At 72.0% G+C, this 23,049-nt stretch carries 17 protein-coding genes and 3 pseudogenes; 10 read left to right on the top strand and 10 right to left on the bottom strand.

The window, feature by feature from the left end; all coding sequences use genetic code 11:
• The first annotated feature begins 84 nt into the window (after positions 1 to 84).
• The 4 genes and pseudogenes from MRQ36_RS17030 (at position 85) to MRQ36_RS17020 (ending at position 5,025) form a co-directional block, all read left to right on the top strand.
• A complete protein-coding gene (locus MRQ36_RS17030; RefSeq protein WP_242796718.1) occupies positions 85 to 1,011 on the top strand; it encodes a DNA primase in 927 nt (308 codons plus the stop codon).
• A gap of 41 nt (positions 1,012 to 1,052) precedes the next feature.
• A pseudogene (locus MRQ36_RS17025) lies at positions 1,053 to 2,981 on the top strand (transposase); the annotation flags it as partial.
• 219 nt (positions 2,982 to 3,200) lie between these two features.
• A pseudogene (locus tag MRQ36_RS34460) lies at positions 3,201 to 3,665 on the top strand (transposase); the annotation flags it as partial.
• Between the two features lie 133 nt (positions 3,666 to 3,798).
• On the top strand, positions 3,799 to 5,025 hold the full coding sequence (locus MRQ36_RS17020) for an ABC transporter substrate-binding protein (RefSeq protein ID WP_242796716.1): 1,227 nt from the start codon (positions 3,799 to 3,801) through the stop codon (positions 5,023 to 5,025).
• Between the two features lie 119 nt (positions 5,026 to 5,144).
• On the opposite strand, the gene MRQ36_RS17015 is transcribed toward MRQ36_RS17020, so the two are convergent.
• The 4 genes and pseudogenes from MRQ36_RS17015 to MRQ36_RS17000 form a co-directional block, all read right to left on the bottom strand.
• Positions 5,145 to 5,738 carry an ATP/GTP-binding protein gene (locus MRQ36_RS17015; RefSeq protein WP_242796714.1) on the bottom strand — a complete coding sequence of 198 codons (594 nt, stop codon included), beginning with the start codon at positions 5,736 to 5,738 and terminating at the stop codon, positions 5,145 to 5,147.
• Between the two features lies 1 nt (position 5,739).
• The gene (locus MRQ36_RS17010) at positions 5,740 to 6,117 is read right to left on the bottom strand and encodes a DUF742 domain-containing protein (protein WP_109948040.1); all 378 of its coding nucleotides are present in this window, start codon (positions 6,115 to 6,117) and stop codon (positions 5,740 to 5,742) included.
• A 100-nt stretch (positions 6,118 to 6,217) separates the two neighbouring features.
• A complete protein-coding gene (locus MRQ36_RS17005; RefSeq protein WP_013283992.1) occupies positions 6,218 to 6,622 on the bottom strand; it encodes a roadblock/LC7 domain-containing protein in 405 nt (134 codons plus the stop codon).
• Positions 6,619 to 10,270 (bottom strand): annotated as a pseudogene (locus tag MRQ36_RS17000) (nitrate- and nitrite sensing domain-containing protein). Before MRQ36_RS17000 ends, MRQ36_RS17005 begins: the two are co-directional and overlap by 4 nt.
• Before the next feature lie 342 nt (positions 10,271 to 10,612).
• Here MRQ36_RS17000 and MRQ36_RS16995 point away from each other — a divergent pair.
• Positions 10,613 to 11,068 (top strand): ATP-binding protein, encoded by a 456-nt coding sequence (locus MRQ36_RS16995; protein WP_242796712.1) that lies wholly within the window; start codon positions 10,613 to 10,615, stop codon positions 11,066 to 11,068.
• On the opposite strand, the gene MRQ36_RS16990 is transcribed toward MRQ36_RS16995, so the two are convergent.
• The gene (locus MRQ36_RS16990) at positions 11,069 to 12,145 is read right to left on the bottom strand and encodes an adenosine deaminase (RefSeq protein ID WP_242796710.1); all 1,077 of its coding nucleotides are present in this window, start codon (positions 12,143 to 12,145) and stop codon (positions 11,069 to 11,071) included.
• A gap of 106 nt (positions 12,146 to 12,251) precedes the next feature.
• On the opposite strand from MRQ36_RS16990, the gene MRQ36_RS16985 reads away from it, so the two are divergent.
• Positions 12,252 to 13,124, top strand: coding sequence for a putative RNA methyltransferase (locus MRQ36_RS16985; RefSeq protein WP_242801173.1), 873 nt, complete (start codon positions 12,252 to 12,254; stop codon positions 13,122 to 13,124).
• Between the two features lie 6 nt (positions 13,125 to 13,130).
• Here the strand turns inward: MRQ36_RS16985 and MRQ36_RS16980 are convergent, their stop codons facing one another.
• The 4 genes from MRQ36_RS16980 to MRQ36_RS16965 all read right to left on the bottom strand — a co-directional run bounded on the left by MRQ36_RS16980 (position 13,131) and on the right by MRQ36_RS16965 (position 16,636).
• Complete coding sequence (locus MRQ36_RS16980) at positions 13,131 to 13,811, bottom strand: DUF4272 domain-containing protein (protein WP_242796708.1); 681 nt, start codon at positions 13,809 to 13,811, stop codon at positions 13,131 to 13,133.
• A gap of 107 nt (positions 13,812 to 13,918) precedes the next feature.
• A complete protein-coding gene (locus MRQ36_RS16975) occupies positions 13,919 to 15,199 on the bottom strand; it encodes a thymidine phosphorylase (protein WP_242796706.1) in 1,281 nt (426 codons plus the stop codon).
• Positions 15,200 to 15,335: 136 nt separating this feature from the next.
• Positions 15,336 to 16,043 (bottom strand): cytidine deaminase, encoded by a 708-nt coding sequence (locus MRQ36_RS16970; RefSeq protein WP_242796704.1) that lies wholly within the window; start codon positions 16,041 to 16,043, stop codon positions 15,336 to 15,338.
• A gap of 113 nt (positions 16,044 to 16,156) precedes the next feature.
• On the bottom strand, positions 16,157 to 16,636 hold the full coding sequence (locus tag MRQ36_RS16965; protein ID WP_242796702.1) for a hypothetical protein: 480 nt from the start codon (positions 16,634 to 16,636) through the stop codon (positions 16,157 to 16,159).
• 229 nt (positions 16,637 to 16,865) lie between these two features.
• Between MRQ36_RS16965 and MRQ36_RS16960 the strand changes: the two genes are divergently transcribed.
• The 4 genes from MRQ36_RS16960 to MRQ36_RS16945 all read left to right on the top strand — a co-directional run bounded on the left by MRQ36_RS16960 (position 16,866) and on the right by MRQ36_RS16945 (position 21,584).
• Entirely contained in the window at positions 16,866 to 19,250 is a 2,385-nt protein-coding gene (locus MRQ36_RS16960; RefSeq protein WP_242796700.1) for a glycoside hydrolase domain-containing protein, read from the top strand.
• Between the two features lie 17 nt (positions 19,251 to 19,267).
• On the top strand, positions 19,268 to 19,684 hold the full coding sequence (locus MRQ36_RS16955; RefSeq protein WP_242796698.1) for a hypothetical protein: 417 nt from the start codon (positions 19,268 to 19,270) through the stop codon (positions 19,682 to 19,684).
• Positions 19,685 to 19,722: 38 nt separating this feature from the next.
• Positions 19,723 to 20,421, top strand: coding sequence for a hypothetical protein (locus tag MRQ36_RS16950; protein ID WP_242796696.1), 699 nt, complete (start codon positions 19,723 to 19,725; stop codon positions 20,419 to 20,421).
• A 203-nt stretch (positions 20,422 to 20,624) separates the two neighbouring features.
• The gene (locus MRQ36_RS16945) at positions 20,625 to 21,584 is read left to right on the top strand and encodes an AfsR/SARP family transcriptional regulator (protein ID WP_242796693.1); all 960 of its coding nucleotides are present in this window, start codon (positions 20,625 to 20,627) and stop codon (positions 21,582 to 21,584) included.
• A gap of 182 nt (positions 21,585 to 21,766) precedes the next feature.
• On the opposite strand, the gene MRQ36_RS16940 is transcribed toward MRQ36_RS16945, so the two are convergent.
• Positions 21,767 to 23,047 (bottom strand): ABC transporter permease, encoded by a 1,281-nt coding sequence (locus MRQ36_RS16940; RefSeq protein WP_242796691.1) that lies wholly within the window; start codon positions 23,045 to 23,047, stop codon positions 21,767 to 21,769.
• Positions 23,048 to 23,049: the final 2 nt, after the last annotated feature.

Below are 23,049 nucleotides of genomic sequence, written 5' to 3'. Positions count from 1 at the left end.
GCGACCACTAGGGTATGTGCCCAGAGTCACTCGGCGGCCGAAGCTGCCGCCGGGTGGGCAATCCGACAGCACACGGAGGTCAGCGTGGCCCGCCAGTCGCCCCACCGGCCCGACGCCGACGAGCCCGAGCTCGACGACACCACCGCGTCGGCCACAGCAGACGAGGTCGACGTCGACCGTCCGGCCGCCGACCGCGCGCTCTGGGACGAGCTGCGGATCGACCCGGTGGAGATCGCCCTCCCCGCCGGCAGCGGCTTCACCCTGCGGGCGTACCGGCCGGCGCGGGAGCTGACCCCGACCGACGTCGCCGAGCGCGACGAGGACGACCCGTTCCTGGCCCGCCGCCAGGTCGTCGAGACCGAGGACGACGAGGAGGTGGTGATCCTCGACGAGGAGTTCGCCGCCCTCTCCGCCGAGGAGGACGAGCAGCCCGAGGGGCGCCGCAAGGCGGACGCCGACGAGGCCGACGACGAGGCTGCGGACGACGACACCGAGGACGAGGCCGACGACGACGAGGCCGGCGACGAGGAGGTGCCGGTCTTCCTGAGCCACCGGGGCCGACTGCTGCTGTTCAAGACGCCCGAGTCGCTGGTGAGCTTCATCCGGTCCGGCGCACCCAACGACCTGTCTCAACTGGACAGCTGGAATGAACTGTCCGAACGGGTGGAACCGGCCGACATCGCGCCGCTGGACGAGGACGCCTACGAGCTCGACCTGGTCGTGGAGAACCTGCGGGGCGGGCACGACACCTGGGACCCCGCGCTCCTGATCGAGGCCGGCGAGGTCGCCCGTGACCTGGCGTACGCGCTGCGCCTACCGGCCGTGCTCGACATGCTCTCCGCCGGCTCCAGCCTGGACGACCTGGACGAGGCGTTGCGGGCCACCGTCAACGGCGGGATCGGCGGCTTCATGGGGCGGCGGCGACTCAAGAAAATCGGGGCACAAACCGCAAGTTTGGGTTGGCGCACCATTGTCGGCAAGATCTCTGCTGTCGTGGACTGGCGCGACTGACCCCGAGCGGGGAGCATCAGTCTCTGGCAGAAGATAGCCCTGTGTCCCGGGAGGAGGACGACGCCGTGGCGCTCGTGCGCGTGTACTGCGGTCTGGCCTCGGCGGATCCGGCCGACCGACCGGCTTCGGCCGGATCGACGCTGACGTCCGCTGTGGTCGACGACGCAGGCCGTCTGCTGCATGTCTGCGAGATCGGCGACGACCCGGGTGGCTACGCCCAGCTGGTCGCGCTGCTCGTGGAGCGGTCGGGCGGCCCGAGCGGCGCGGCGATCGCGGCCGACAGCGACGACCACACGGTCACCTCGCTGCTGAGCGCGGCGGGGCGTCCACTCGCGATCGCCGACGACGACTCGGTCGACGACTTCGCCGAGCGCTTCGCGGACGACGACTCCCTGGAGGAGATGCAGTCGCCGGAGGCCGAGCGCCGCGCGGTCGGCCTGGCCCGGGCGCTGCAGGCCGGCGCGCTCTCCGCAGTCACCCTCCCCGCCCCCCGCGACCTCGCCGGCTACAAGCAGGTCCTCTCCGCGCACGCCGCGCTGGCCAGCGGCCGGCACTCGGCAGCGGTGGCGCTGCGCGAGGTGCTGCGCGAGCTCTACCCGGCCGCCCTCCGGGCCTACCCGGACCCGGCCGAGCCGGTCTCCCTCGCCATCCTCGACGCACTGCCGGAGCCCGGCATGCTCACCGGCACCGCCGCCCGGGGCCGCGAGGTCCCGGTCGCGGTGGACGCCGTCGCGGCGCACCTCGTCGCCGACGGGGTGGCCGACGAGAACGAGGTCGACGAGGCGGTCACCGCGCTGCGGGTCGCCATCTCCGAGACGCCCCGACGGGCCGCGGTCAGCCGGGCGCTCACCTCGGCGGTGGCGGAGACCGTCCGCCAGGCCGTCGCTGCGGTCCGCGCCTGCGACGCGGGCTGCGAAGCGCTGGTCGGCGCGCTCCACGCCCGGCTCACCGCCCCGGCCCCGACAGCCGGCCGACGGGCCGCCGCCCGACGCGGCGAGCAGGTGAGCGACCTCTCCGCCGCCCTGAACAACACCGGCACCGGCCTGCGGGCGGTCCGCACCGGCGGCCCGAGCCGGTGGGGCGCGTAACCGCCCCGAGCCGGTCTCCGGCCCTGCCGCGCCGCCCTCCCCCGTCCGCTCGGCCCACCGCCGGTCGCCCCGGCCCCGGTCGCGCCGCCGCCCGTGGCCCCGGCCCCGGTCACCTCGGCCGCCGCCACCGGCCGACCGACCTCCGCGCCACCGTCGCGTCCCGAGCCGGGCCTGCCGCACCGGGTGGACGCGCCGACCAACCGGCCGGTCTCCGCGCCGCCCCCGCCGCCGCCCGGGATCACCCCGATCGCGCCGGCACAGCGCGGCAACGTCCCGCCGGCCGAGGCGGGCGAGCCGTTCCGGCCCACCCTGACCACCGCCGCGATCAACAGCGCGCGGGCGGAACGGCAGCGGACCATCATCCCGCCGCGACCGAAGACCACCCCGGAGCAGGCGCCGCCGACCGGCGGCTTCAGCGCCACCGACCTCAGCGTGCCGGTGCCCGCCCCGCGTCCCGGCCAGGAGCCGTCCGCGCCGGCCGCGCCGCCCGGCTCGCGGGCCAACTGGCCGCTGGTCAACACCAACGAAGACCTGGCCGACGCGCCGGCCGACCCGCCCGCCTTCGGGTACGGCGACCGCCCCGGGCGCAAGGTGGACTCGCCGACCGATCCCGGCCAGGGGCGGGTCACCCCGCCGTGGCTCGCCGACGACCTGCCGCAGGAGCCACCGATGCTGCGGCTCGTCGAGCCGCCGCCGCTGGCCGATCGGGCCCTGCGGGACGGGCTGAACCCGCCGACCGACCCGGGCCTGGAGGCTCCCCCGCTGCGGCTGGTCGACCACGAGGCGTCCCGTACCGGCCGCCCGACCCCCCGCACCGACGCGCCCGGCCGCAGTGACCTGCCCAGCCGGGGCGACCTGACCGGCCGCAGTGACCTGCCCAGCCGGGGCGACCTGACCGGCCGGGGCGACCTGACCGGCCGCAGCGAACTGCCCGGTCGCGGCGACCTGACCGGCCGCAGCGAACTGCCCGGCCGCAGCGAACTGCCCGGCCGCAGCGAACTGCCCGGCCGCAGCGAACTGCCCGGTCGGGGCGAACTGCCCGGCCGGGGCGAGTTCCCCGGGCGGAGTGAGTTGCGCGGCCCGGCGGAACGACGGCCCGCGCCGAAGGAGCACCGGCCGCCGCCGGTGTCCGACGAGGGCGACGGCGACCTGCTCATCTTCGCCGCGGCCAAGTCCGCCTGGTTCGTCGGTCATGCCGAGGAGTCCGAACTGGACTGGTCCACCACCGCCGACACGGGCTGGCAGGCCGCCGAGCAGGCGGCCCGGCCGGCGGTGGGCGAGGAGACCACGGCGGGCCTGCCCAAGCGGGTGCCGCAGGCCAACCTGGTTCCCGGTTCCCCGCTGCGCGAGGAGCGTCCACTGCGGATCGTCCGGAACGCGGCCAGCCTGGCTGAGAACACCACCGGCTACTTCCGCGGCTGGCGCCGTGGCCAGGAGATCGGCGGTTTCGCGGTGGGCGGCCGGCCGGGCCGGGAAGCCGCCGGCGGCTGGGACTTCAGTCGCGACACCGGCGACCGGGACGACGAGCGGGAATACGAGTACCGTTCCGCCGGCTACCGGTCCTGATTGGGCACACACCGCCTTCCACCTGCGTGTTCCTACCCACACCCGGATAATTTGACGCCGGGTCGTGGCGGCCGGGAGCATACCCGCGGAACAGCCGGCGGCGGACGTCGCCGGGGCGGGAAGGCGACTGGCAATGGCGACACCGGTAACAGATTCCTCCGCGCTGACCCGGCGGGGCGTCCTCACCGCGGCGACGAGCAGCCTGCTGCTCAGTGCCTGCGGACAGACCGGCCGCTCGGCCGGGACTGACACCGGCCGCACCGCCGCACCCGGTGGCCAGGAACTGGTGATCGGCGTCAGCCTGGAACTGACCGGTCGGGGAGCCGCCCTGGGCGTGCTCCAGGAGCGGGCGCTGGCGATCACCGTGGAGTCGCTCAACGCCACCGGCATCCCGGTCGGCAACCTACGCCGGACCGTACGGCTGGAAGTGCGGGACAACGGCAGCGATCCCCGGGTGGCGGCCAGCCAGGCCACCGAGCTGACCCGCCAGGCGAAGGTGCACGCCCTGCTCGGCGGCACCCTGGCGGAGACCTCGATGGCCATCATCGGGGTGGCCCAGCGGCTCCAGGTCCCCTTCCTCTCGCTCGCCGCAGGCGACGGCCTCGTGCTGCCGCTGGCCGAGCGGACCTACGTCTACAAGCTCACCCCGGACGCCCCCGACGTGGCCCGCCGGCTGGCCCGGCTGATCGGCTCGCAGCAGCTGCAGCGGGTGGCCCTGCTCGCCGCTGACGGGCTGCACGGCGACTCCGGGGTCCGGGCGATGACCGGTGCGCTCCGCGCCGCCGACGTGAAGCTGCAGCGGGCCGTACGCCTGCCGCGTACCGGGGCCGACCTCAGCGGCGCGGTCGAGCGGGCCCTGTCGGGCGACCCGGAGGGCGTGGTTGTCTGGGGCACCGCCCCGGACAGCGGGAGCGCCGCGCGGGAGCTGCGCCGGGCCGGCTACCGTGGGCCGCTCTTCTTCGACGCGGGGGCGGTCGCCGAGGACACCCTGGCCGGCAGCAACGCCGCCGCCGTGGAGGGCGCGTACGCCGTCCACCCGGCCTGCCTCGGCAACTCCACCCTGACGACCGCCACCACCGCCGCGCTGGCCCGTCGGGACTTCATCTTCCGGTACGCGCAGCGGCACGGCGGCTTCAGTGGCTTCGCCCCGTACGCCTCGGACGGCGTCCAGCTGCTCGTCACGGCGGCCCGGTTGGCCAGCAGCGTCGACCGGGGGCGGCTGCGGGCGTACCTGCAGACGCAGGTGACCGAGGGCATCGCCGGTGGGTACGCGTTCGCCCCCATCCGGCACGGCGGCATGGAACGCGACTCGCTCGGCGTCTACCGGGTCGAGCAGGGCGCCTGGGTCCGGCACGCCTGAGCCGGACCGGGCCGGCTCAGGGCGGCCCGACCGGGCATCCGGCGGCCAGCAGTTCGCGGGCGGACAACAGGAAGCGCCCGGTGACGGCCGGAGCGGTCACCGGGCGCTCAGCACGCCGGTCAGGCGGGCGCGACCGCCCGCGAACGACGCATGGTCAGCACGTACTCGACCAGCGAGATCAGCACGTGCTTGGTCGACTCCCGGTTCCGCGCGTCGCAGGCGACCACCGGCACCTCGCTGGAGATGGCCAGCGCGTCCCGGACGTCCTGCGGGTCGTGGTACTGCATCCCGTCGAAGCAGTTGATGGCCACCAGGTACGGCAGCCGCCGGTGCTCGAAGAAGTCGATCGCGGCGAAGCAGTCGGCCAGTCGGCGGGTGTCGACCAGCACCACGGCGCCGATCGCGCCGCGGACCAGCTCGTCCCACATGAACCAGAACCGCGTCTGACCCGGCGTACCGAACAGGTACAGGATCAGGTCCCGGTCGATCGAGATACGACCGAAGTCCATCGCCACCGTGGTCGTCGTCTTGCCCGGCACCTGCCGGGTGTCGTCGACGCCCACGCCGGCCGAGGTCATGATCGCCTCGGTGGTCAGCGGCGTGATCTCCGAGACCGAGCCGACCAGCGTCGTCTTGCCGACGCCGAATCCACCGGCGATAACGATCTTCGCCGACGTCACGCGCCCGCTCGGGGCCGGCGGCCGGTGCGACATGTCAGAGCCTGCGAAGTCCACTCAGCACCCTCTCCAGCAGTTCAGTGCCCACCGCGTCATCGGAGTCGTCCAAAATGGTCGGCTCGTGGACCGCGACCAGGCCGTCCGTCGCCATGTCGGCGATGAGCACCCGGGCCACGCCGAGCGGAAGTTGCATCCGCGCCGCGATCTCCGCGAGCGATTGCACGCGTCCGTCACACAGCGCGGCGATGTACTGGTGCTCCCGGCCGCCGCCGCCAGATCCACTGGCAGCGGCCCGACCGCGCACCGTCGTCTCGACGAGCGCCTCCAGCGCGATGTCGAGCCGGGGACGGGTACGACCTCGGGTGACGGCGTATGGACGGACCAACGCTCCGGTCGGTTCGTCACGATCGGCCATGTCGCCGCTCACCTCCTTCGTACCCGGCACCGGCTCGCGTCGGTGGAACCCGTCGTTGTCGTTTTTGTTGCCGCCCCTGACCCACCGGTCGGCGCGTGGATCAGCCCATCATCCCGACAGCCGTACGCGGCTGCGGGGTCAGGGCGTCACCCACCCGGTCGACGAGCAGGGCCATCTCGTACCCGACCTGCCCGACGTCGCAGCTACGCGCCGCGAGCACCGCGAAGGACGAGCCGTCCGAGATGGACATCAGGAACAGGAAGCCGTTGTCCATCTCGACGACGGTCTGCAGCACCGCACCGCCCTCGAAGCAGCGCGCCGCGCCCTGGGTGAGGCTGACCAGGCCGGAGGCGATGGCGGCCAGCTGGTCGGCCCGGTCCCGCGGAAGGTCCCGGGACGACGCGAGGAGCAGGCCGTCCGCGGAGACGGCGACCGCGTGCGCGACACCGGGCACCCGGTCGGCGAAGTTGGCGAGCAGCCAACCGAGATCCTGCGTAGTTGTCATCCTTGTTGCTCCTTCTGCCCGCTCCCGGCCACCGGGCCTGAGCCAGACTGCGAGGACTGCTGCCCACCCGGAGTCGCCTCCGGGCCGGTCGAGTTGCTGTCGGTGGGGGTGGTACGCCCGCGCTGCACGCCTCGATGGTAGGCCGAGAGCAGGCCCCGGACCCCTTCCGGCGTCCGCTTCTGCACCGAGGTGCTCGGCTTCTCGACGCCGCCGGGAACGAGCTGCGCCATCGGGGTCCGCTTGGGCAGGCCCTTCGGCGTGGTCGCCTCGACCGGGACCTCGGTGGCCGCCGAGGCGGCGCGCCAGCCGTCGTCGGCCGCCGTCTGCCAACCACCGGCCGGGGGCTGGGTCCGCCGGTTGGGCAGGGCGTCGGCGAGCCCGGGGCGGGTGCCCCCGTTCGTCGTCGGGCCGTTGTCGCGCGCGGCGGCGCCGGCCGTCGGGGTGTGTGCCATCGGCGTGTTACCTGTCGTCCCGGATGGTGGCTGCTGGACGGCCCGGCCGGCGGCGTCGACCCTGGCGAACTGCTGTGTCGCGGCCGCACCACCGGGCTGCGGCGGGGCCTGCGGTGCGGTCGGCTGCGGGCTCGCCGGCTGCGGGGCGGCGGCCGGCGTGGCGGCCTCCTCCGGCCCCGGCCGACGGGTGCGGAACCAGGCCGACTCGAGCTCCCGGAAGATCGGCAGCTCCATCGTCTCGTCCGCGTACCGCTGGCGGTTGGGGGCCTGCTGCGGCGGGGCCGGCGGCCGGTTCGCGACCGGCGGTCGGCTGGCGGCCGGCTGCGGGGCGGGGGCCGGGCTCTCGGTGCCGCGCGGCATCCGGGGCAGCTCGGTGGTCATGTCCAGGGCGGCCGACAGTCGCTCGGGCACCGGCGGGGTCGCCGGGTCCGGGGCGGCCACCGGCGGCCAGGCCGGCGGTGCGGCGGCGCCGGGCGCGGGTGCCGGCGGGGCCGGACGCGGCGGCAGCTGGCCGTAGGAGGGCGGCGCGGAGACCGGCTGGCCCGGGGCGGGCGCGGCGGAGACCGGCTGACCGGCGGGCGCGGCCGACACGGGGTGACCGGAGACCGGCGCGGCCGAGACCGGCTGCCCGGAGACCGGCGAGGCGGAGACCGGGACGCCGGAGACCGGCGGCAACGGCGGCGCGGACACCGGCGGGATCGGGGGCGCCGAGACCGGCGGCGGGTTGTAGGGCCGCGCCTCCGGGCTGCTGGGCAGCTGCCGGGATCACCGGCTGCTGGCCGGTGGCCGCCGGGTCGCCGTCGCCGGGGTTACGCCGCTGGGGCAGCGGATCGATCGGCTGGCCGTTGGTGGGGCGCGGCGTGAACGGGTCACCGCCGTTGAGGGCGCTGGCACCGGTCAGGTCGGACCAGGCCGGCATCGAGCGCGGTGCGCCACCGGAGACCGGCGTCCCCGAGCCGTTGCGCGGGGCCGGGTCGAACGGACGACCGCCCAGGGTCACCTGGTTGCCCGACTCGCCCGGACGCGGGCCCGGCGGGTTGCTCGGGCCGTGGCCGAGCGCCGCCAGGGCGCCGAAGGCGGGCGTCGGGCCGGCCGGCTGCTGGCCGCCGAAGCTGGGGGCGGGACCGGACGGCTGGCCACCGAAGGTGGGTGCCGGGCCGTTGGCCGCGGGCAGGGCCGGAGCCCCCGGTCCCCGGCCGGCGAGGGCGCGGGGCACCAGGACCGAGGTGGGCAGGGTGACGTCGGCGACCGTGCCCCGGTCGACGCCGGGCCGGAGCTCGACCTTCACGCCGTGCCGGGAGGCCAGCCGGGCGACCACGACGAGGCCCATCATCCGGGAGACCGCCACGTCGACCTGCGGCGGCGTGGCGAGCCGCTCGTTGAGGTCGTGGAGCTGATCGGGGCTGATGCCGATGCCCCGGTCCTCGACGTAGAGGGAGGCCCGGTCGCCGACCCGCCGCGCCTCGACCATGACGGCCGAGTCCGGCGGGGAGAACGCGGTGGCGTTGTCGAACAGCTCGGCGACCAGGTGCACCAGGTCGTTGACCGCGTGCGCGGAGACCTCGATGTCGCGGTCGATGACGCCGAACTCGATCCGGGTGTAGTGCTCGACCTCGGACTGGGCGGCGCGGAGCACGTCGATCAGGGCGGCCGGCTCGCGCTGCACCCGGGTGGAGTCGGCACCGGCGAGCACCAGCAGGTTCTCGTCGTTACGGCGCATGCGGGTGGCCAGGTGGTCGAGCTGGAAGAGCTCGGCCAGCCGGTCCGGGTCCTCCTCGCCGCGCTCCAGCCGGTCGAGGTGACCGATCAGCCGGTCGACCAGGATCTGCGAGCGGCGGGCCAGGTTGACGAACATGGTCGCGACGGACGCCCGCAGAGCGGCCTGCTCGGCGGCGGTCCGGACGGCCTCCAGGTGGACCGCGTTGAACGCCTCGGTCACCTGGCCGAACTCGTCCCGGCTGCGGACCGGCAGCGGCTCGGCGATCTGGTTGGCCAGCTGGACCGGGGAGAGCTGCCCGGTGACCTGCGGGTCGCGCAGTCGGGCGACGGCCTGGGGCAGGCCGTACTGGGCCACCGAGAGGGCGCCCTGACGCAGGTCGCGCAACGACCGCGCCATCGAGCGGGCGACCAGGTACGCGAAGAGGATGGCCAGCAGCAGCATGCTCAGCAGCAGGCCGGTCTCCAGGAAGACCTGACGTTGCACGTCGGAGCGGAGCCGGTCGGCCTGCCGCACCACGTTGGCGTCGAGCTGCGCCTCGACCGTACGGATCAGCTTGGCGTTGGCCACCATCGCGGCGTCCCACTGGTCGGCCCCGAAGGGCAGGCCGGTCAGCTCACCGTTGATGCTCTGGCCGATCTTGTCGCTGTAGAGCTTCGCCTCGCGCAGGTCGGAGCCGGCGACGGTCTGCTGGTAGAACTCGCGGTCGCTCTGGGTGGCGACGGACTGGAAGCTCTGCAGCGACTGGAGCTGACCGGTCGTGGTGGCGATGAAGTCGTCCCGCAGGATCGGGGAGAGCTGCTTCGCGCCGAGCGCACGGTGGCCCACCACGCGGCGCTGGGAGAGGTATTCCTTCTCCCGGGCGACCGCGGCGACGGCTCGCATGTGGTCGCTCAGGTCGTTGTCGCCGGCGAGCTGGGTGGCCGAGTCGCGGACCGAGAGCAGCTCGTCGATCAGGCCCTCGTAGACCGAGTTGGCGTCGGTCAGCTTGAGCTTGCCGTTGAAGACCTGGCTGCGGGTGCCCGGCAGGTTGGTGAGGTCGCCGTCGATCTTGTCGAGCAGCGTCTCGAAGTTCTTCGGCAGGCCGTCGATCTCGACCCGCTGCTGCAGGTAGGGGCTCTTGGCCTGGTCCACCCGGGTGCCGGCCCGGTTGTACGCCTCCTGGTACTGGGCCTTGGCCTGCACGTTCTTCGGGTCGTTGGCCCCGAGGAAGAGGACCGCGGCGGTCCGCTCGTCCTGGAGGGTGTCGACCAGGTCACCCGAGCGGCCGATCAGGGTGGCCAGGTCCCCGGTCCGGTTGGCACTGTTGAGCGTCTCCAGGTGGTCGACCAGACCACTGGTGCCGACCACGACCGTGGCGATGGTCGGCACGATCATGATCAGACCGAGCTTGGACCAGATCGGCATGTCGCGGAGCCGGCTGGCGGGCCGACTCAGCCGCGACAGGAAGGAGCCCGCCGTCTTTGGCCGTTTGCTCACGTCACCGCCCTCGCATCACAGCGTCCGCACGTTGCCCTGGGCAACGCCGAGCGACCGACCCGGCGGGTCGGACCTCCGAGATTCCATCACGCCGCCCCGCAAAGAGAAAGCCCAGGTTGTCCCTCACCGGAGGTGTGATGAGATGTTGATGCAATTTGATCGCAATCCGTCTGGCCGGAGTCACTGAAGGTAATGGAACACCCGCATCGCGTTGTCCTGCTCGCTGGCCCTTCCGGCTCCGGAAAGTCGTATGTAGCACAACGAACCGGACTTCCCGTCCTCTGTTTGGACGACTTCTACAAGGACGGCGATGACCCTACGTTGCCGCGCCGAAACGGTCAGGTGGACTGGGAATCGCCCCTGTCCTGGGACTCCGACGCGGCGGTGGAAACAATTGCCCGACTGGCCCGCCACGGCAAGGCCGATGTGCCGGTTTATGCGATCGGCGCGGACCGTCGGGTGACCACCCGGCCGTTCGAAGTGGCCGGATCGCCACTTTTCGTGGCCGAAGGGATCTTTGCCGCCGAGATCGTCGAGGAGTGCCGCCGCCGGGGCCTGCTCGCCGGGGCGTACGCGCTGCGCCGGCCCCGCGGGGCGACCTTCCTCCGCCGGCTCGCCCGCGACCTCGCCGAGCAGCGCAAGGCGCCCCGGGTGCTGCTGACCCGCGGTGTGGCGCTGCTGCGCGCGGAGCCCGCGGTGCTGCGCCGGCAGACCGGGCTGGGCGCGGAGGCGGCCCGGGCCCGGGAGGTGCTGCACCGGGTGGCCGCGCTGGTCGCCGGCCACCCGACCCGGCACTGATCAGCCGATCAGCTTCGCGTACGCCGGCTTGATCACCTCGTCGATGATCGCCAGCCGCTCGTCGAACGGGATGAAGGCGCTCTTCATCGCGTTGATGGTGAACCACTGGAGTTCCTTCCAGCCATAGCCGAAGGCCTCCACCAGCAGCGCCATCTCCCGCGACATCGACGTGCCGCTCATCAGCCGGTTGTCGGTGTTCACCGTCGCCCGGAACCGCAGGTCGCGCAGCAGCCCGATCGGGTGTTCCGCGATCGAGGCGGCGGCACCGGTCTGCACGTTCGACGACGGGCAGAGCTCCAGCGGGATGCGCTTGTCCCGCACGTACGCGGCCAGCCGGCCGAGCACCGGCTCCGGGCCGGGGGTGATGTCGTCGACGATCCGGACGCCGTGACCGAGCCGGTCCGCGCCGCACCACTGGATCGCCTGCCAGATCGACGGCAGCCCGAACGCCTCGCCGGCGTGGATGGTGAAGTGGAAGTTCTCCCGCTGGAGGTACTCGAAGGCGTCCAGGTGCCGGGTGGGCGGGAAGCCCGCCTCCGCGCCGGCGATGTCGAAGCCGACCACCCCGGTGTCCCGGTGCCGGACCGCCAGCTCGGCGATCTCCTGCGACCGGGCGGCGTGCCGCATCGCGGTGAGCAGGGTGCCGACCCGGATCCGGTGGCCCGCCTCGGCGGCCTCCGCGCTGCCCTCGGCGAAGCCGGCGACGACCGCCTCGACCACCTCGTCCAGGGTCAGGTTCTGCTCGAGGTGCTGCTCGGGGGCGAACCGGACCTCCGCGTAGACCACCCCGTCGGCGGCCAGGTCCAGCGCGCACTCCCGGGCCACCCGGCGCAGCGCGGGCGCGGTCTGCATGACCGCCACCGTGTGCGCGAACGTCTCCAGGTAGCGCTCCAGCGAACCCGAGTTGGCCGCCTCGACGAACCAGCGGCCGAGCGCCTCCGGACCGGTGGCGGGCAGTTCGTGGCCGATCTCCGCGGCCAGCTCGACGATCGTGGCGGGCCGCAGCCCCCCGTCGAGGTGATCGTGCAGCAGTGCCTTGGGGACCTTGACGATGTCCTCGTACGAGATTGCGACCATGCTCCGACATTAGTCACCGCCGGGCCCGCGCCGGCAGCCGACCGCCCGGGGCCGCGCCGGTCCGCACCGGGACAATGGGCGGATGAGCAGGAGTGCGACCGGCGAGCTGGACCCCCGCGTGGTGGACCGGCTGCGCTGCCCGATCTGCGCCGGGCCGCTCGCCGCGACCACCGCGGGCACCGCGCGGGCCCTGTCCTGCCCGCGCCGGCACAGCTTCGACGTCGCCCGCCAGGGGTACGTGAACCTGCTCGCCGGCCGCGCCCCGCACAGCGGGGACAGCGCCGAGATGGTGGCCGCCCGTGCGGACTTCCTGGCCGCCGGCCACTACGACACCGTCGCCGCCGCGCTGGCCGCCGCCGCACGGCAGATCGGGTACGCATCCGCAGCACCGCCGGACCGCGGCGCGTACCCCCTGGTGGTGGATGCCGGGGCCGGGACCGGGTGGTATCTCGCGGCGGTGCTGGCGGCGCTGCCGGACGCCGTGGGTCTCGCCCTGGACGTCTCCAAGCCGGCGCTGCGCCGCGCGGCCCGCGCCCACCCCCGGGCCGCCGCGGCGCTCGCCGACACCTGGCAGCGGCTGCCGCTGGCCGACGCCTCCGCCACCGTGCTGCTCAACGTGTTCGCCCCGCGCAACGGCGCCGAGTTCCACCGGGTGCTCGACCCGGCCGGCGCGTTGCTGGTGGTCACCCCCGCCGAGGACCACCTCGCCGAACTGGTCGACGCGCTCGACCTGCTGCGCGTCGACCCGGCCAAGGCCGACCGGGTGGCGGGGAGTCTCGCCGCGCACTTCACCGAGGAGTCGCACCAGCTGCACCGGACCGGGCTCATGCTCAGCCGGGCGGAGGTGGCGACCCTGGTCGGGATGGGGCCGAGCGCCTGGCACACCGACCCGGCCCGGCTCGGCGCCCGGATCGCCGCCCTGCCCGAGCCGGTCGGCGTGACCCTCGCCGTACGGCTCGGCGTGCACCGGCCCCGCTGACCGCGCTCAGGTGGAGAGGTCGACCTCTTCCCACCCGGGCGGCTCGTCGTGGTACGGCCCGCGCAGGACCACCGCCCACTCCAGCGCCCACCGGCGCTGCCCGATCGCGTTCGCGTCCACCAGCCCCGGCGGCCGCAGCCCCGCCTTCTCCGTCTCCAGATAGGCCCAGTCCAGGCAGTAGTGCAGGTCGAGCAGGGCGGCCGCGTCCGCCGGGTGCTGCGGGGCGGCCAGGATCCGGGACCGCCAGTCGGCGAAGGTCTCCCCCGTCGGGATGTGCGGCATCCGCTCCACCAGCCGCTCGTCCACCGGCACCGTCGGGTCCAGTTCCTTGGTCAACCCGAGCACCCAGCAGAGCGAGAAGAGCGCGTCGTGGTGCAGCACGAACGACCGGTGGTCGCCCTTGCCGCCCATCACGAACTGCCACTCGGGCGGGGTCACCATGTCGACCAGGTGCGACCCGAGCAGCCAGGTCATGGCCGCCTGCGGTGGCATCCCGAAGCACCGGGCCAGGATCAGGTGCAGAACGGCGATCCTGGCCTCGATCTCGACGATCGGGCGCAGCTCGATCTCGTCACCCGGCTCCCAGACCAGCGGGAACTGCGGTGGCGGCAGGGGAAGCCCCAGCCGATCCAGCTCGTCCAGGCTCGCCTCGCGGACGGCCCGGGGATCGGGGGCGGATACACGCAAGGCTCAGGCCCCTGTCTGCTCGCATCGCAATGCCGGTCGGTCCCCCTGGGCAGGGAGGATAGCGGTTCCGGGTGGCCGGCACCACGGCACCGCAAGACCGGAATCGATCAGCCGATCCGCTCGATGACCAGCGGCGTCACCCGGGGGGCGTCCGGCGAGATCCGGACCGCCCGCTCGGCCTCCGCCAGCGCCGCCGGGATCCGGGACGCGTGCTCGGCCCGCAGCTCGTACAGGGGCTCGCCGGCCCGGACCGGATCACCGGGGCGCTTGTGCAGCACCACCCCCGCCGGGATGCTCACCGGGTCCTCCTTGCGCGCCCGACCGGCACCCAGTCGCCACGCGGCCACCCCGATCGCGTACGCGTCGACCTCGGCGACGAACCCGTCCTCGGTCGCGCGCACCACCTCGACCTCGTTCGCCGTCGGCATCGGGGCGTCCGGGTCGCCGCCCTGCGCGCGGATCATCGACCGCCACGCGTCCATCGCCCGGCCGTCGCGCAGCGCCGCCGCCGGGTCGGCGTCCGGCAGCCCGGCCGCGTCGAGCATCTCCCGCGCCAGCGCCACGGTCAGCTCCACCACGTCGGCGGGACCGCCACCGGCCAGCACCTCCACCGACTCGGTCACCTCGACCGCGTTGCCGACCGTCAGGCCGAGCGGGGTCGACATGTCGGTGAGCAGGGCCACCGTCCGCACCCCGTGCGCTCCGCCCAGCTCGACCATGGTCCGGGCCAGCTCGCGGGCGTCGTCGACGTTCTTCATGAACGCGCCCGAGCCGACCTTCACGTCCAGCACCAGCGCACCGGTGCCCTCGGCGATCTTCTTGCTCATGATCGAGCTGGCGATCAGGGGGATCGCCTCCACGGTGCCGGTGACGTCGCGCAGCGCGTACAGCTTGCGGTCCGCCGGGGCCAGCCCCTCGCCCGCCGCGCAGATCACCGCGCCCACGTCCCGCAGTTGGGCGATGAACTCGTCGTTGCTCAACGCCGCCCGCCAGCCCGGGATCGACTCCAGCTTGTCCAGGGTGCCGCCGGTGTGACCGAGCCCGCGCCCGCTGAGCTGCGGCACCGCGCCGCCGCACGCGGCGACCAGCGGGGTGAGCGGCAGGGTGATCTTGTCACCGACCCCGCCGGTGGAGTGCTTGTCCACGGTGGGCCGGGCCACGGACGACAGGTCCAGCCGCTCGCCGCTGGCGATCATCGCGGCGGTCCACCGGGCGATCTCCGGCCCGGTCATGCCGCGCAGCAGGATCGCCATGGCCAGCGCCGACATCTGCTCGTCGGCCACCAGCCCCTTCGTGTACGCGTCGACCACCCAGTCGATCTGGGCGTCGGAGAGCACCCCGCCGTCCCGCTTCGCCCGAATGACATCAACCGCCGTGAAAGCACTCATCAGATGATTTTTCCTCGTCGTCATCGCAGATTCCGCCCGACGGCCGCAACCACCGAGGGTCGGGGCCGACCGTCCCCGGCGGAGGGATCAAGCCTGACCGCCCGGAGCCGGGGACGGTCGGCCCCGGCCCCCCAGCTCAAGAAGCAGACCAGCGAACAGGGATCTCCATCGGCGGCTCACCCTCACCGGCCCAGAAGATCGTGCCCGACGCGTCCACCACCACCACGCGCGGCGTTCGGGCCAACCCCCAGGTGATCGCCTCGGCCGGGTCGTCCCAGGTCGGGCCCTCCTCCAGCACACCGGTCTCGGCGCCCTCGGTGTCCCCGGCCGACCGCTCCCAGTACGCCGTCCAGACCTGCTGCCCGGCGGAGAGGTCCGGGTGGACGAAGACGCTGCCGCGCCCGCGCCAGGCGGCCAGCCGGTCCGGCACCACCGGCACCGGGGTCCCGCCGACCACGGCCTCGAGGTCGGCGACGTCGAACGCGTGCGGCAGCAGCTCCGCCATCCGCAGCGGCCCGCCCTTCGCCTCGACCAGGCACTCCGGGCCGCCGTTCTCCCAGAGCAGCTGCCGGCAGCGGCCGCACGGCATCAGCGGTTCACCGGTGGCGTCGACGCAGGACATGGCGACCAGCCGGCCGCCCCCGGTGGCGTGCAGCGAGGAGACCACCCCGCACTCGGCGCAGAGGGTGACGCCGTAGCCGGCGTTCTCCACGTTGCAGCCGACCACGATCCGGCCGTCGTCGACCAGGGCGGCCGCCCCGACCGGGAACTTCGAGTACGGCACGTACGCGTGCCGCATCACCTCGGTGGCGGCGGCCCGCAGCCGCTCCCAGTCGATCTCCATGGCACCGATTCTGCCGCATGCCGGGGCTGAGCTGCGGCGGGCCCGACGACGCGGCGGCACACAGCACGAAGCGGCCGACGGAGAGTGCTCCGTCGGCCGCTTCGTCACAACTGTCAGTAGTACCAGCCCGAGCACGTCCAGCTGCCGTCCGGCACCCACTTGGAGCCGTTGTAGTGGGCGTAGTCCCAGCACACGCGGTGGCGGTCGGCGTCACCCGAGCTGTTCGCCGTGTGGGTGGTGCTCTTGGAGCCCGTGGCGCCACTGCCGAAGGTCGCCGTGTACGCCGCCTGCGTGGCGTAACCGTACGGCGACTTGATCTGACGCTCGATCTTGATCGAGAAACCCGGGGCGGTCGGATAGGTACTGTCGATCACCAACTGTCCCCACCGCTCGCTGCAACTGCCGTCACCCATCAACTTCCAGCCGTGCTCCCCGGACGCCTCGTAGTGGGCGTACTGCACCGTGCTGCAGGATGCCGAGGCCGGGCCGGCGGGCAGTACGACCGCCGTCAGACCCGCGATGGCCCCGATTGCGGCGAACGCGCCGGCCATACGTCGATTACGCATCGAGTCGTGCACCTTCCACTTCTTCACACCAGAGACGCCGATGTGACGTCGCTGGATCAGAGGCTAGAAGAGCCGCTCATCAAATGGACATCGTGCGGCCACCTTCGGCCCACCGGCGCGAGATGGGAAATCGATGATCCAGCGGTGGAAAACGAAAGTACGCTTCACCGACGATTACCGAGGGTGCCTCTTAGAAGGCATCCGCCCCGTCGGCGGCACCTATTCCCCGCCGCGTTTCAACGGAAACAGGTGAAAGATGGCAGACGCCAAGGTGCTGGAGGCCCAGAAGTGGGTGAACTCCACCTACCAATCAGTGCCGTACTACAATCCGTGCCCGGAGAACGGTCAGACCGGTTGGGCCACCATGTACTCCCTCACCCGGGCACTGCAGCACGAACTCGGGATCGAGGTGCTGTCCGACGCCTTCGGTCCCACCACCATGTCGCGACTCTCCACGCTCGGCGACATCGGCCCTGACACCACCAACGGGAACATCGTCAACATTGTCCAGTACGCGCTCTTCTGCAAGGGCTACTGGGGCGGCCCCGGCGACGGCGTGTACGGCACCGACACGGCCTCGGCCATCGCCCAGCTCAAGGCGGACGCCGGTCTGGACGCCTCGAACACCGACGTGCAGCCGAAGGTCTTCAAGTCTCTGCTGACCATGGACGCGTACGTGCTGCTCTCCGGCGGCCGGCCCGAGGTCCGGGAGATCCAACGGTGGCTCAACGGCCGTTACCTCAGCAAGTCGACGTTCTTCATCGTGCCGTGTGACGGCCACTACTCCCGTGACGTGCAGCAGGCCCTGATGAAGGCGATCCAGTACGAGATCGGCATCCCGCAGGACCAGGTCAACGGGAACTTCGGCCCCGGTACGCAGCAGGGCCTGCGCGATCACCCCGTCGCCCAGGGCTCGTCGGGCATCTTCGTCCAGCTGTTCAGCGCCGCCTGCGTCTTCAACGGCGTGGTGCTCAGCGCGACGGGCTCCTACAGCACGACCTTCAAGAGCGTGTTCGACGCGGCGCTCGCCACCTACGTCGGGGAGTTCCAGCGATTCTCCGCCCTGACCGTCAACGGACGCGGCGACTACCAGACGTGGGCTCAGCTGCTCGTCTCCACGGGCGATCCGGACCGGCCGGCGCACGCCTGCGACACCCGCTACCACATCAGCGAGACCCGTGCCCGCGCTCTCGTCGCATCCGGGTACTACACGGTCGGACGATACCTCGACGAGGACGAGCCGAAGAGTCTGCAGAAGGAAATTCAGCCCGGCGAACTCAATGCCATCTTCGCCGGCGGAATGCGGATGTTCCCGATCTCCCAGTACAACGGCCGCGGCCTTGAGGACTTCACCTATTCGCAGGGTTACAGCCATGCGGTACGTGCCCACGCGCGAGCCCTCGGATACGGGTTCAACCGGGGCACCGTCATCTACTTCGCAGTCGACTACGACGCCACGGACGAGGAGATCACGAGCAACATCGTCCCGTACTTCAGGGGCGTGCAGGCAGGACTCTCCAGTCAGGGCAAGCGGTACCTCGCCGGCGTCTACGGATCACGTAACGTGTGCTCGCGGGTCAGCGACGAGACGTATGCCCGCTACTCCTTCGTATCGGGAATGTCGTGGGGGTTCTCCGGCAACCTCGGTTTCTCGATGCCCGCCAACTGGTCCTTCAACCAGATCAAGGAATTCCGCTACACGACGGGCACCGACTCGTTCGACCTCGATCGCGACGTCCAACGCCCCTTCAGCGACCCGGGCGTGGGCGCCGAGAACGTCGGTGCCACCGGTACGCCGATCGAGCAGTTCCTCACCTACATCGATCAACTTCAGGCGACCGCCGTGGCGTACGCCAAGGGTGAACCCAACCGGCTGGTTCTGGACTTCCTGCGCTACCCCGTCTACGACGGTGAGAAGAGCGGTTGGAACACGCTGCTCGACACCACCGGCGTGGACCAGTCCTGGCTGTCCTATGCACAGGCGAACGGTCCTCGGCGCCAACCGATCTTCGTCGACCCCGGCTACGGAGTGGAGATCAACGTCGACCACCTCGCCGCCACGGCCTGCGCCGTCTACGCGAAGGGCAGCGGCGGTCTGACGGCGAACGGCTCCGTCGGTTGGCGCGGAGACTTCGGCGGCTGGGGTGGCGACCTGACCACGTTCTACGCCGATTGGTGGAACAACGAGGACGAGTACGCCTCCGGCTACGCCTTCTGCATGGATCGGCTTGCGAAGATCAACGTCGTGTCGTCCTTCAGCTTCGGTGACCTGGTGGAGGACGTCGACGGCTACCTGCTCGGCAAGGCACTGCGCGGAGGATCGACGGTCAAGGCGGCCCTGCGTGGTCACCTCGGTGGCACCGGTTACCTCACCCGGTTCCGGCAGTTCTTCACCAAGCGCTACAACGGCAGCACCGCCGACGTGACGACCGCGGCGAGAACCATGCTCTGTGGCACCCACGACCTCGTGACCGACGCGTTGAAGACGGCCGCCGTTCAGCTGGAGACCTCGGGGGCCCTGCCGCCGAGCGCACTACCGGCCAGCAAACTCGACCCCTTCCTGAAGGGGTACGTGGACACCCTCCAGAATTTGGTCAACCAGGACGCCAGGATGGCACGCCTGCGCGCCGCCCAGCGTTAGCTCGAGAAGGAGCGACCGTGCTCGCTTTGGCGATGGTCCTGTTCACCGCGCTCGTCCTCGTTCTGCCGGCGGCCCGTGCACTGCATCGGGCCACCCGCCGAATCGAGGGACCGGCGAGGGGATGGACACGCACGGCCGCCTACCTTCTCCTGGCGGCCGGCGAGATGTACCTGTTCGGCCTCGTGCACATGCAGGCGTACTGGGGTGCGAGTCCCCGGGACGCATGCGTGTCCCGCTACGACAACTGGGACGGCATGCACGGCCACGCGCGGTACTGGCCGCTGGAACGCAAGTGCACCGAGTACGTCGACATGGTGCCCGCTTACGTCAATCCCCTCATCATCCTCCTGCTGACCGGTGCGCTCAGCTGTGCGCTCATCGGGGCGGTCCAACTCGTACGGCGCCGCCGTAGGGGCTCGCCCACTTCGCTGTGACATCGATCCGCAGGCAAGCAGCCCAGGAGTACCAACACATGATTGAGTCTGACAACTCCGGTAACGGGTGGCACCGCCGCCATGTTCTTCTCGCCGGGGTGGCCGGTGCGGGGGCCGTCGCGCTCGCCGGCAGTCCCGCCGCAGCGGCGTCACCGACCGCGACGTCCGCCGGGCAGCCGTGGACCCGAGCCACCTCGCAGAACGGTTGGCCGGTGATCGGCTCGACGGCCACCCGCACGTACCACGTGGAGGGGTCCAACGCCTCGGTGGCCCTGTTGACCGGTGAGGTAGCGACCGTCCTGCTGCACGTGGTGCGCAGGTTCCACTACGAGATCAGCGCGGTGACGGTGGGTGCCGTCTCCGGCCACCACACGAACCGCCGGATCTCGGCTCCGTACGAGTCGAACTACCTCTCGGGTACCGCCGTCGCCATCTGGCCTGACCGTTACCCGGCCGGGGTACGCGGCGGCTTCTTCGCCCACGAGGTGGCGGTCGTGCGTGACATTCTGGCCGAGTGCGAGGGTGTCGTTCGCTGGGGCGGCGACCACCGGGCCCGGCCGAAGGAAGGACACTTCCAGATCGACGTACGACCCGGTGACGGTCGGCTGCTTCGCGTGGCCCGGAAGATCGGCTCGTGGGACGCGACGCCGGGCAACGGAGCGGGTACCCCCGCCGACATCTACTCCCCCGGTCGTCGGCGGGCGGCTTCCACCCTCGCCACCCGACAGCAGTCGTAGGCGCTGACCGGATCTCGTCGAACCCGTTCGCCGGGTGAAGCGTGACCGGGGGCACCCGGTCACGCTTCACGCCGATCCACCCCCTTCGGACCCTCCGTCCCGAATGACCTCTTCGTCGTGAGCAGATCTTGACACTCCGTTAGGGCCGCCTGCAGGATGGCTCGAGCCGGTTCCGTAACAGCCGGCACAACGGGGGAAAGACAATGCGTTTCAGAATCCTGGGCGCTCCATGCGTCGAGAACACAGCCGGTGTAACAGGACGTCGCGCCACCGTGCTGGTGGCCATGCTCGCGGCGAACGTCAACAAGAGTGTGTCCGTCGACCGGATGGTCGACGCCGTTTGGGATGAGCGGCCTCCGGCAACCGCTCGTGAGCAGGTCCAGAACTGCATGTCGATGCTCCGCCGGGTCCTCGGTGGTGGAGCCGACGCCGTCGACATCAGCCGGAGCGGGCGCGGCTACCAACTCAACGTGGATCCTGGCGAGATCGACGCCCACTGTTTCGAGCGCGACCTGCGTACCGCTGCCGAACACCTCGCCGCAGGCCGGGCGGAGTCGGCGGTCGCCACGTATCGTGACAGCCTCGCGCTGTGGAGGGGCCCGGCACTCGAGGGCATGGACGGCGTCGAGCTCCGGGCCTGTGCACACCGTCTCGACGAACTGCGGGCGGCCGCCACCGAGCGGTTGATCGAGACGCAGATCGAGTTGGGGCGTCTGGACGAGGCTGTGGCAGACCTGCGGTGTCAGACCCGACTGCATCCTGCGGACGAACGCTACCTGGTGCTACTGGTCGACGCCCTGCTGCTGAGCCATCGGTATCCGGAGGCCCTGGCCGCCTATCGCGCCTTCGCGACGGGCCTGGCTGAAGACTTCGGCAGTCGCCCAGGGCCTGCGGCCCGAGGGGCGGAACGGCGAATTCAGAAGGCCTTGGCCTCCGACACCCCTTCGCCCGCGTCGGGCTCGCGTCGTGGTCGGATCGACACCGACCTGTCGGCGTTCGCCTCGATGCAACCGCACGTCAACAACGTGGTGAGCCACGAGTCGGAGCTGGTACGCCACCTCGAAGAGGCCATGTCCCACATCCGCGCGGCCTATTCACTCATCGGAACGGGCCACCGGAGCGCAGCTGTCGAACGGCTGCCGCGGCCCGGCCGAGCGGCCTGACGCTTCGCAGCGGCCCCTGGCCAGGGCCGTGCCGATGAGCGTTGTCGACGGCGTGACGGCCTGAGACGAGGCGAGACCTCCGGCGAGGTGTGCGGTGCTGACGCCCACACCGGGCCGGAGGTCTCCTGGCTCACCGTGATGCCCGGCCGACCAGCCTGCCGGGCATCACGGCCAGGTCCTGGTCAGCCCTTGATGTACGGCTTGCCGTCCGCCGCCGGCGCCCGGACCCGGCCGACCAGGCCGGCCACCGCCAGGATCGTCGCCAGGTAGGGCAGCATCGCCAGGAACTGGCTGGGGATGCCGCTGCCGATCGCACCCAGGTAGGTGGCGAGCTGGTCGGCGAAGCCGAAGAAGAGCGCGGCCAGCAGGGCACCGGTCGGGCTCCAGCGACCGAAGATCAGCGCGGCGAGGGCGATGAAGCCCTTACCGCCGATCATGTTCTTGGTGAACGAGTAGAGCGCCAGGGTGTAGGAGGCGCCGCCCACGCCGGCGACCAGCCCGGCCAGCAGCACGTTGCGGTAGCGCAGCCGGAGCACCTTCACGCCGAGCGTGTCGGCGGCGGTGGGGTGCTCACCGACCGACCGGGTCCGCAGACCCCACCGGGTACGGAACAGCGCGATGTGGATGACGAGCACCAGCAGTAGGCCGAGATAGAGGAAGATGTTCCCCCGGAACAGCGCCGGCCCGATCAGCGGGATGTCCTTCAGCAGCGGGATCTCCCAGTTGGAGAAGCGCGGCGCGCTGTTGTACTTCGTCGCGTCGGTCTGCATCAGCCGCTCGTAGAGGAAGCCGGTGACGCCGACCGCCAGCAGGTTCAGCACGATGCCCATGACCACCTGGTCGACCAGGTAGCGGATGGCGAAGACGGCCAGCAGCAGCGAGATGAACGCGCCACCGATCGCCGCGGCGACCAGGCCGACCCAGACGTTGCCGGAGAGGCTGCCGAAGAGCGCGCCGCTGAAGGCGCCCATCAGCAGCTGCCCCTCGATCGCCACGTTGACCACGCCGGACCGTTCGCAGAGCACGCCGGCCAGCGCGCCGAAGATCAGCGGCAGGGCCAGCACGAAGGTGCCCCGGATGATGTTGACCAGCGGCATGAAGTTACGCCCGGCGGGAGCGGCGGAGACCTGCCAGCACAGGAAGCTCAGCACGAAGGCGAGCAGCCCGACGCCGAGCAGCACCGTGAACCAGCGCTTCGGCACCCCGGCGAGCAGGGCGGCGCCGGCCACGGCCGCGATGATCCCGAAGGCGATCGCGCCGATCGTGCCGTTGATCTCCAGAGCCGCGCCGCCCTCGGTCTCGCTGAGGGTGAAGCGGGCCGCCTGGCCGGTGGCGAGCGCACCGAAGAGCACGGCGGCCAGCACGCCCAGCCCCAGCAGGACCGCACCGACCTTGCGGGTACGGGTCCAGAAGCCCTCGTCGACCGTCGCGACAGCGACGTCGGGGACAGCGGTGGTGGACATCG

Origin of the sequence: Micromonospora sp. R77, assembly GCF_022747945.1 — a bacterium.
Lineage (GTDB): Bacteria > Actinomycetota > Actinomycetes > Mycobacteriales > Micromonosporaceae > Micromonospora.
This window is presented reverse-complemented; position numbering and strand designations above follow the sequence as displayed.

Bases quoted from the DNA above. Each gene is read 5' to 3' on its own strand.
- MRQ36_RS16990 (WP_242796710.1), bottom strand. From the start codon at position 12,145: ATGGTCGCAATCTCGTACGAGGACATCGTCAAGGTCCCCAAGGCACTG.
- MRQ36_RS16970 (WP_242796704.1), bottom strand. From the start codon at position 16,043: ATGGAGATCGACTGGGAGCGGCTGCGGGCCGCCGCCACCGAGGTGATG.
- MRQ36_RS17020 (WP_242796716.1), top strand. From the start codon at position 3,799: ATGGCGACACCGGTAACAGATTCCTCCGCGCTGACCCGGCGGGGCGTC.
- MRQ36_RS16940 (WP_242796691.1), bottom strand. From the start codon at position 23,047: ATGTCCACCACCGCTGTCCCCGACGTCGCTGTCGCGACGGTCGACGAG.
- MRQ36_RS16945 (WP_242796693.1), top strand. From the start codon at position 20,625: ATGCGTTTCAGAATCCTGGGCGCTCCATGCGTCGAGAACACAGCCGGT.
- MRQ36_RS16975 (WP_242796706.1), bottom strand. From the start codon at position 15,199: ATGAGTGCTTTCACGGCGGTTGATGTCATTCGGGCGAAGCGGGACGGC.
- MRQ36_RS17015 (WP_242796714.1), bottom strand. From the start codon at position 5,738: ATGTCGCACCGGCCGCCGGCCCCGAGCGGGCGCGTGACGTCGGCGAAG.
- MRQ36_RS17010 (WP_109948040.1), bottom strand. From the start codon at position 6,117: ATGGCCGATCGTGACGAACCGACCGGAGCGTTGGTCCGTCCATACGCC.
- MRQ36_RS17005 (WP_013283992.1), bottom strand. From the start codon at position 6,622: ATGACAACTACGCAGGATCTCGGTTGGCTGCTCGCCAACTTCGCCGAC.
- MRQ36_RS16960 (WP_242796700.1), top strand. From the start codon at position 16,866: ATGGCAGACGCCAAGGTGCTGGAGGCCCAGAAGTGGGTGAACTCCACC.
- MRQ36_RS16950 (WP_242796696.1), top strand. From the start codon at position 19,723: ATGATTGAGTCTGACAACTCCGGTAACGGGTGGCACCGCCGCCATGTT.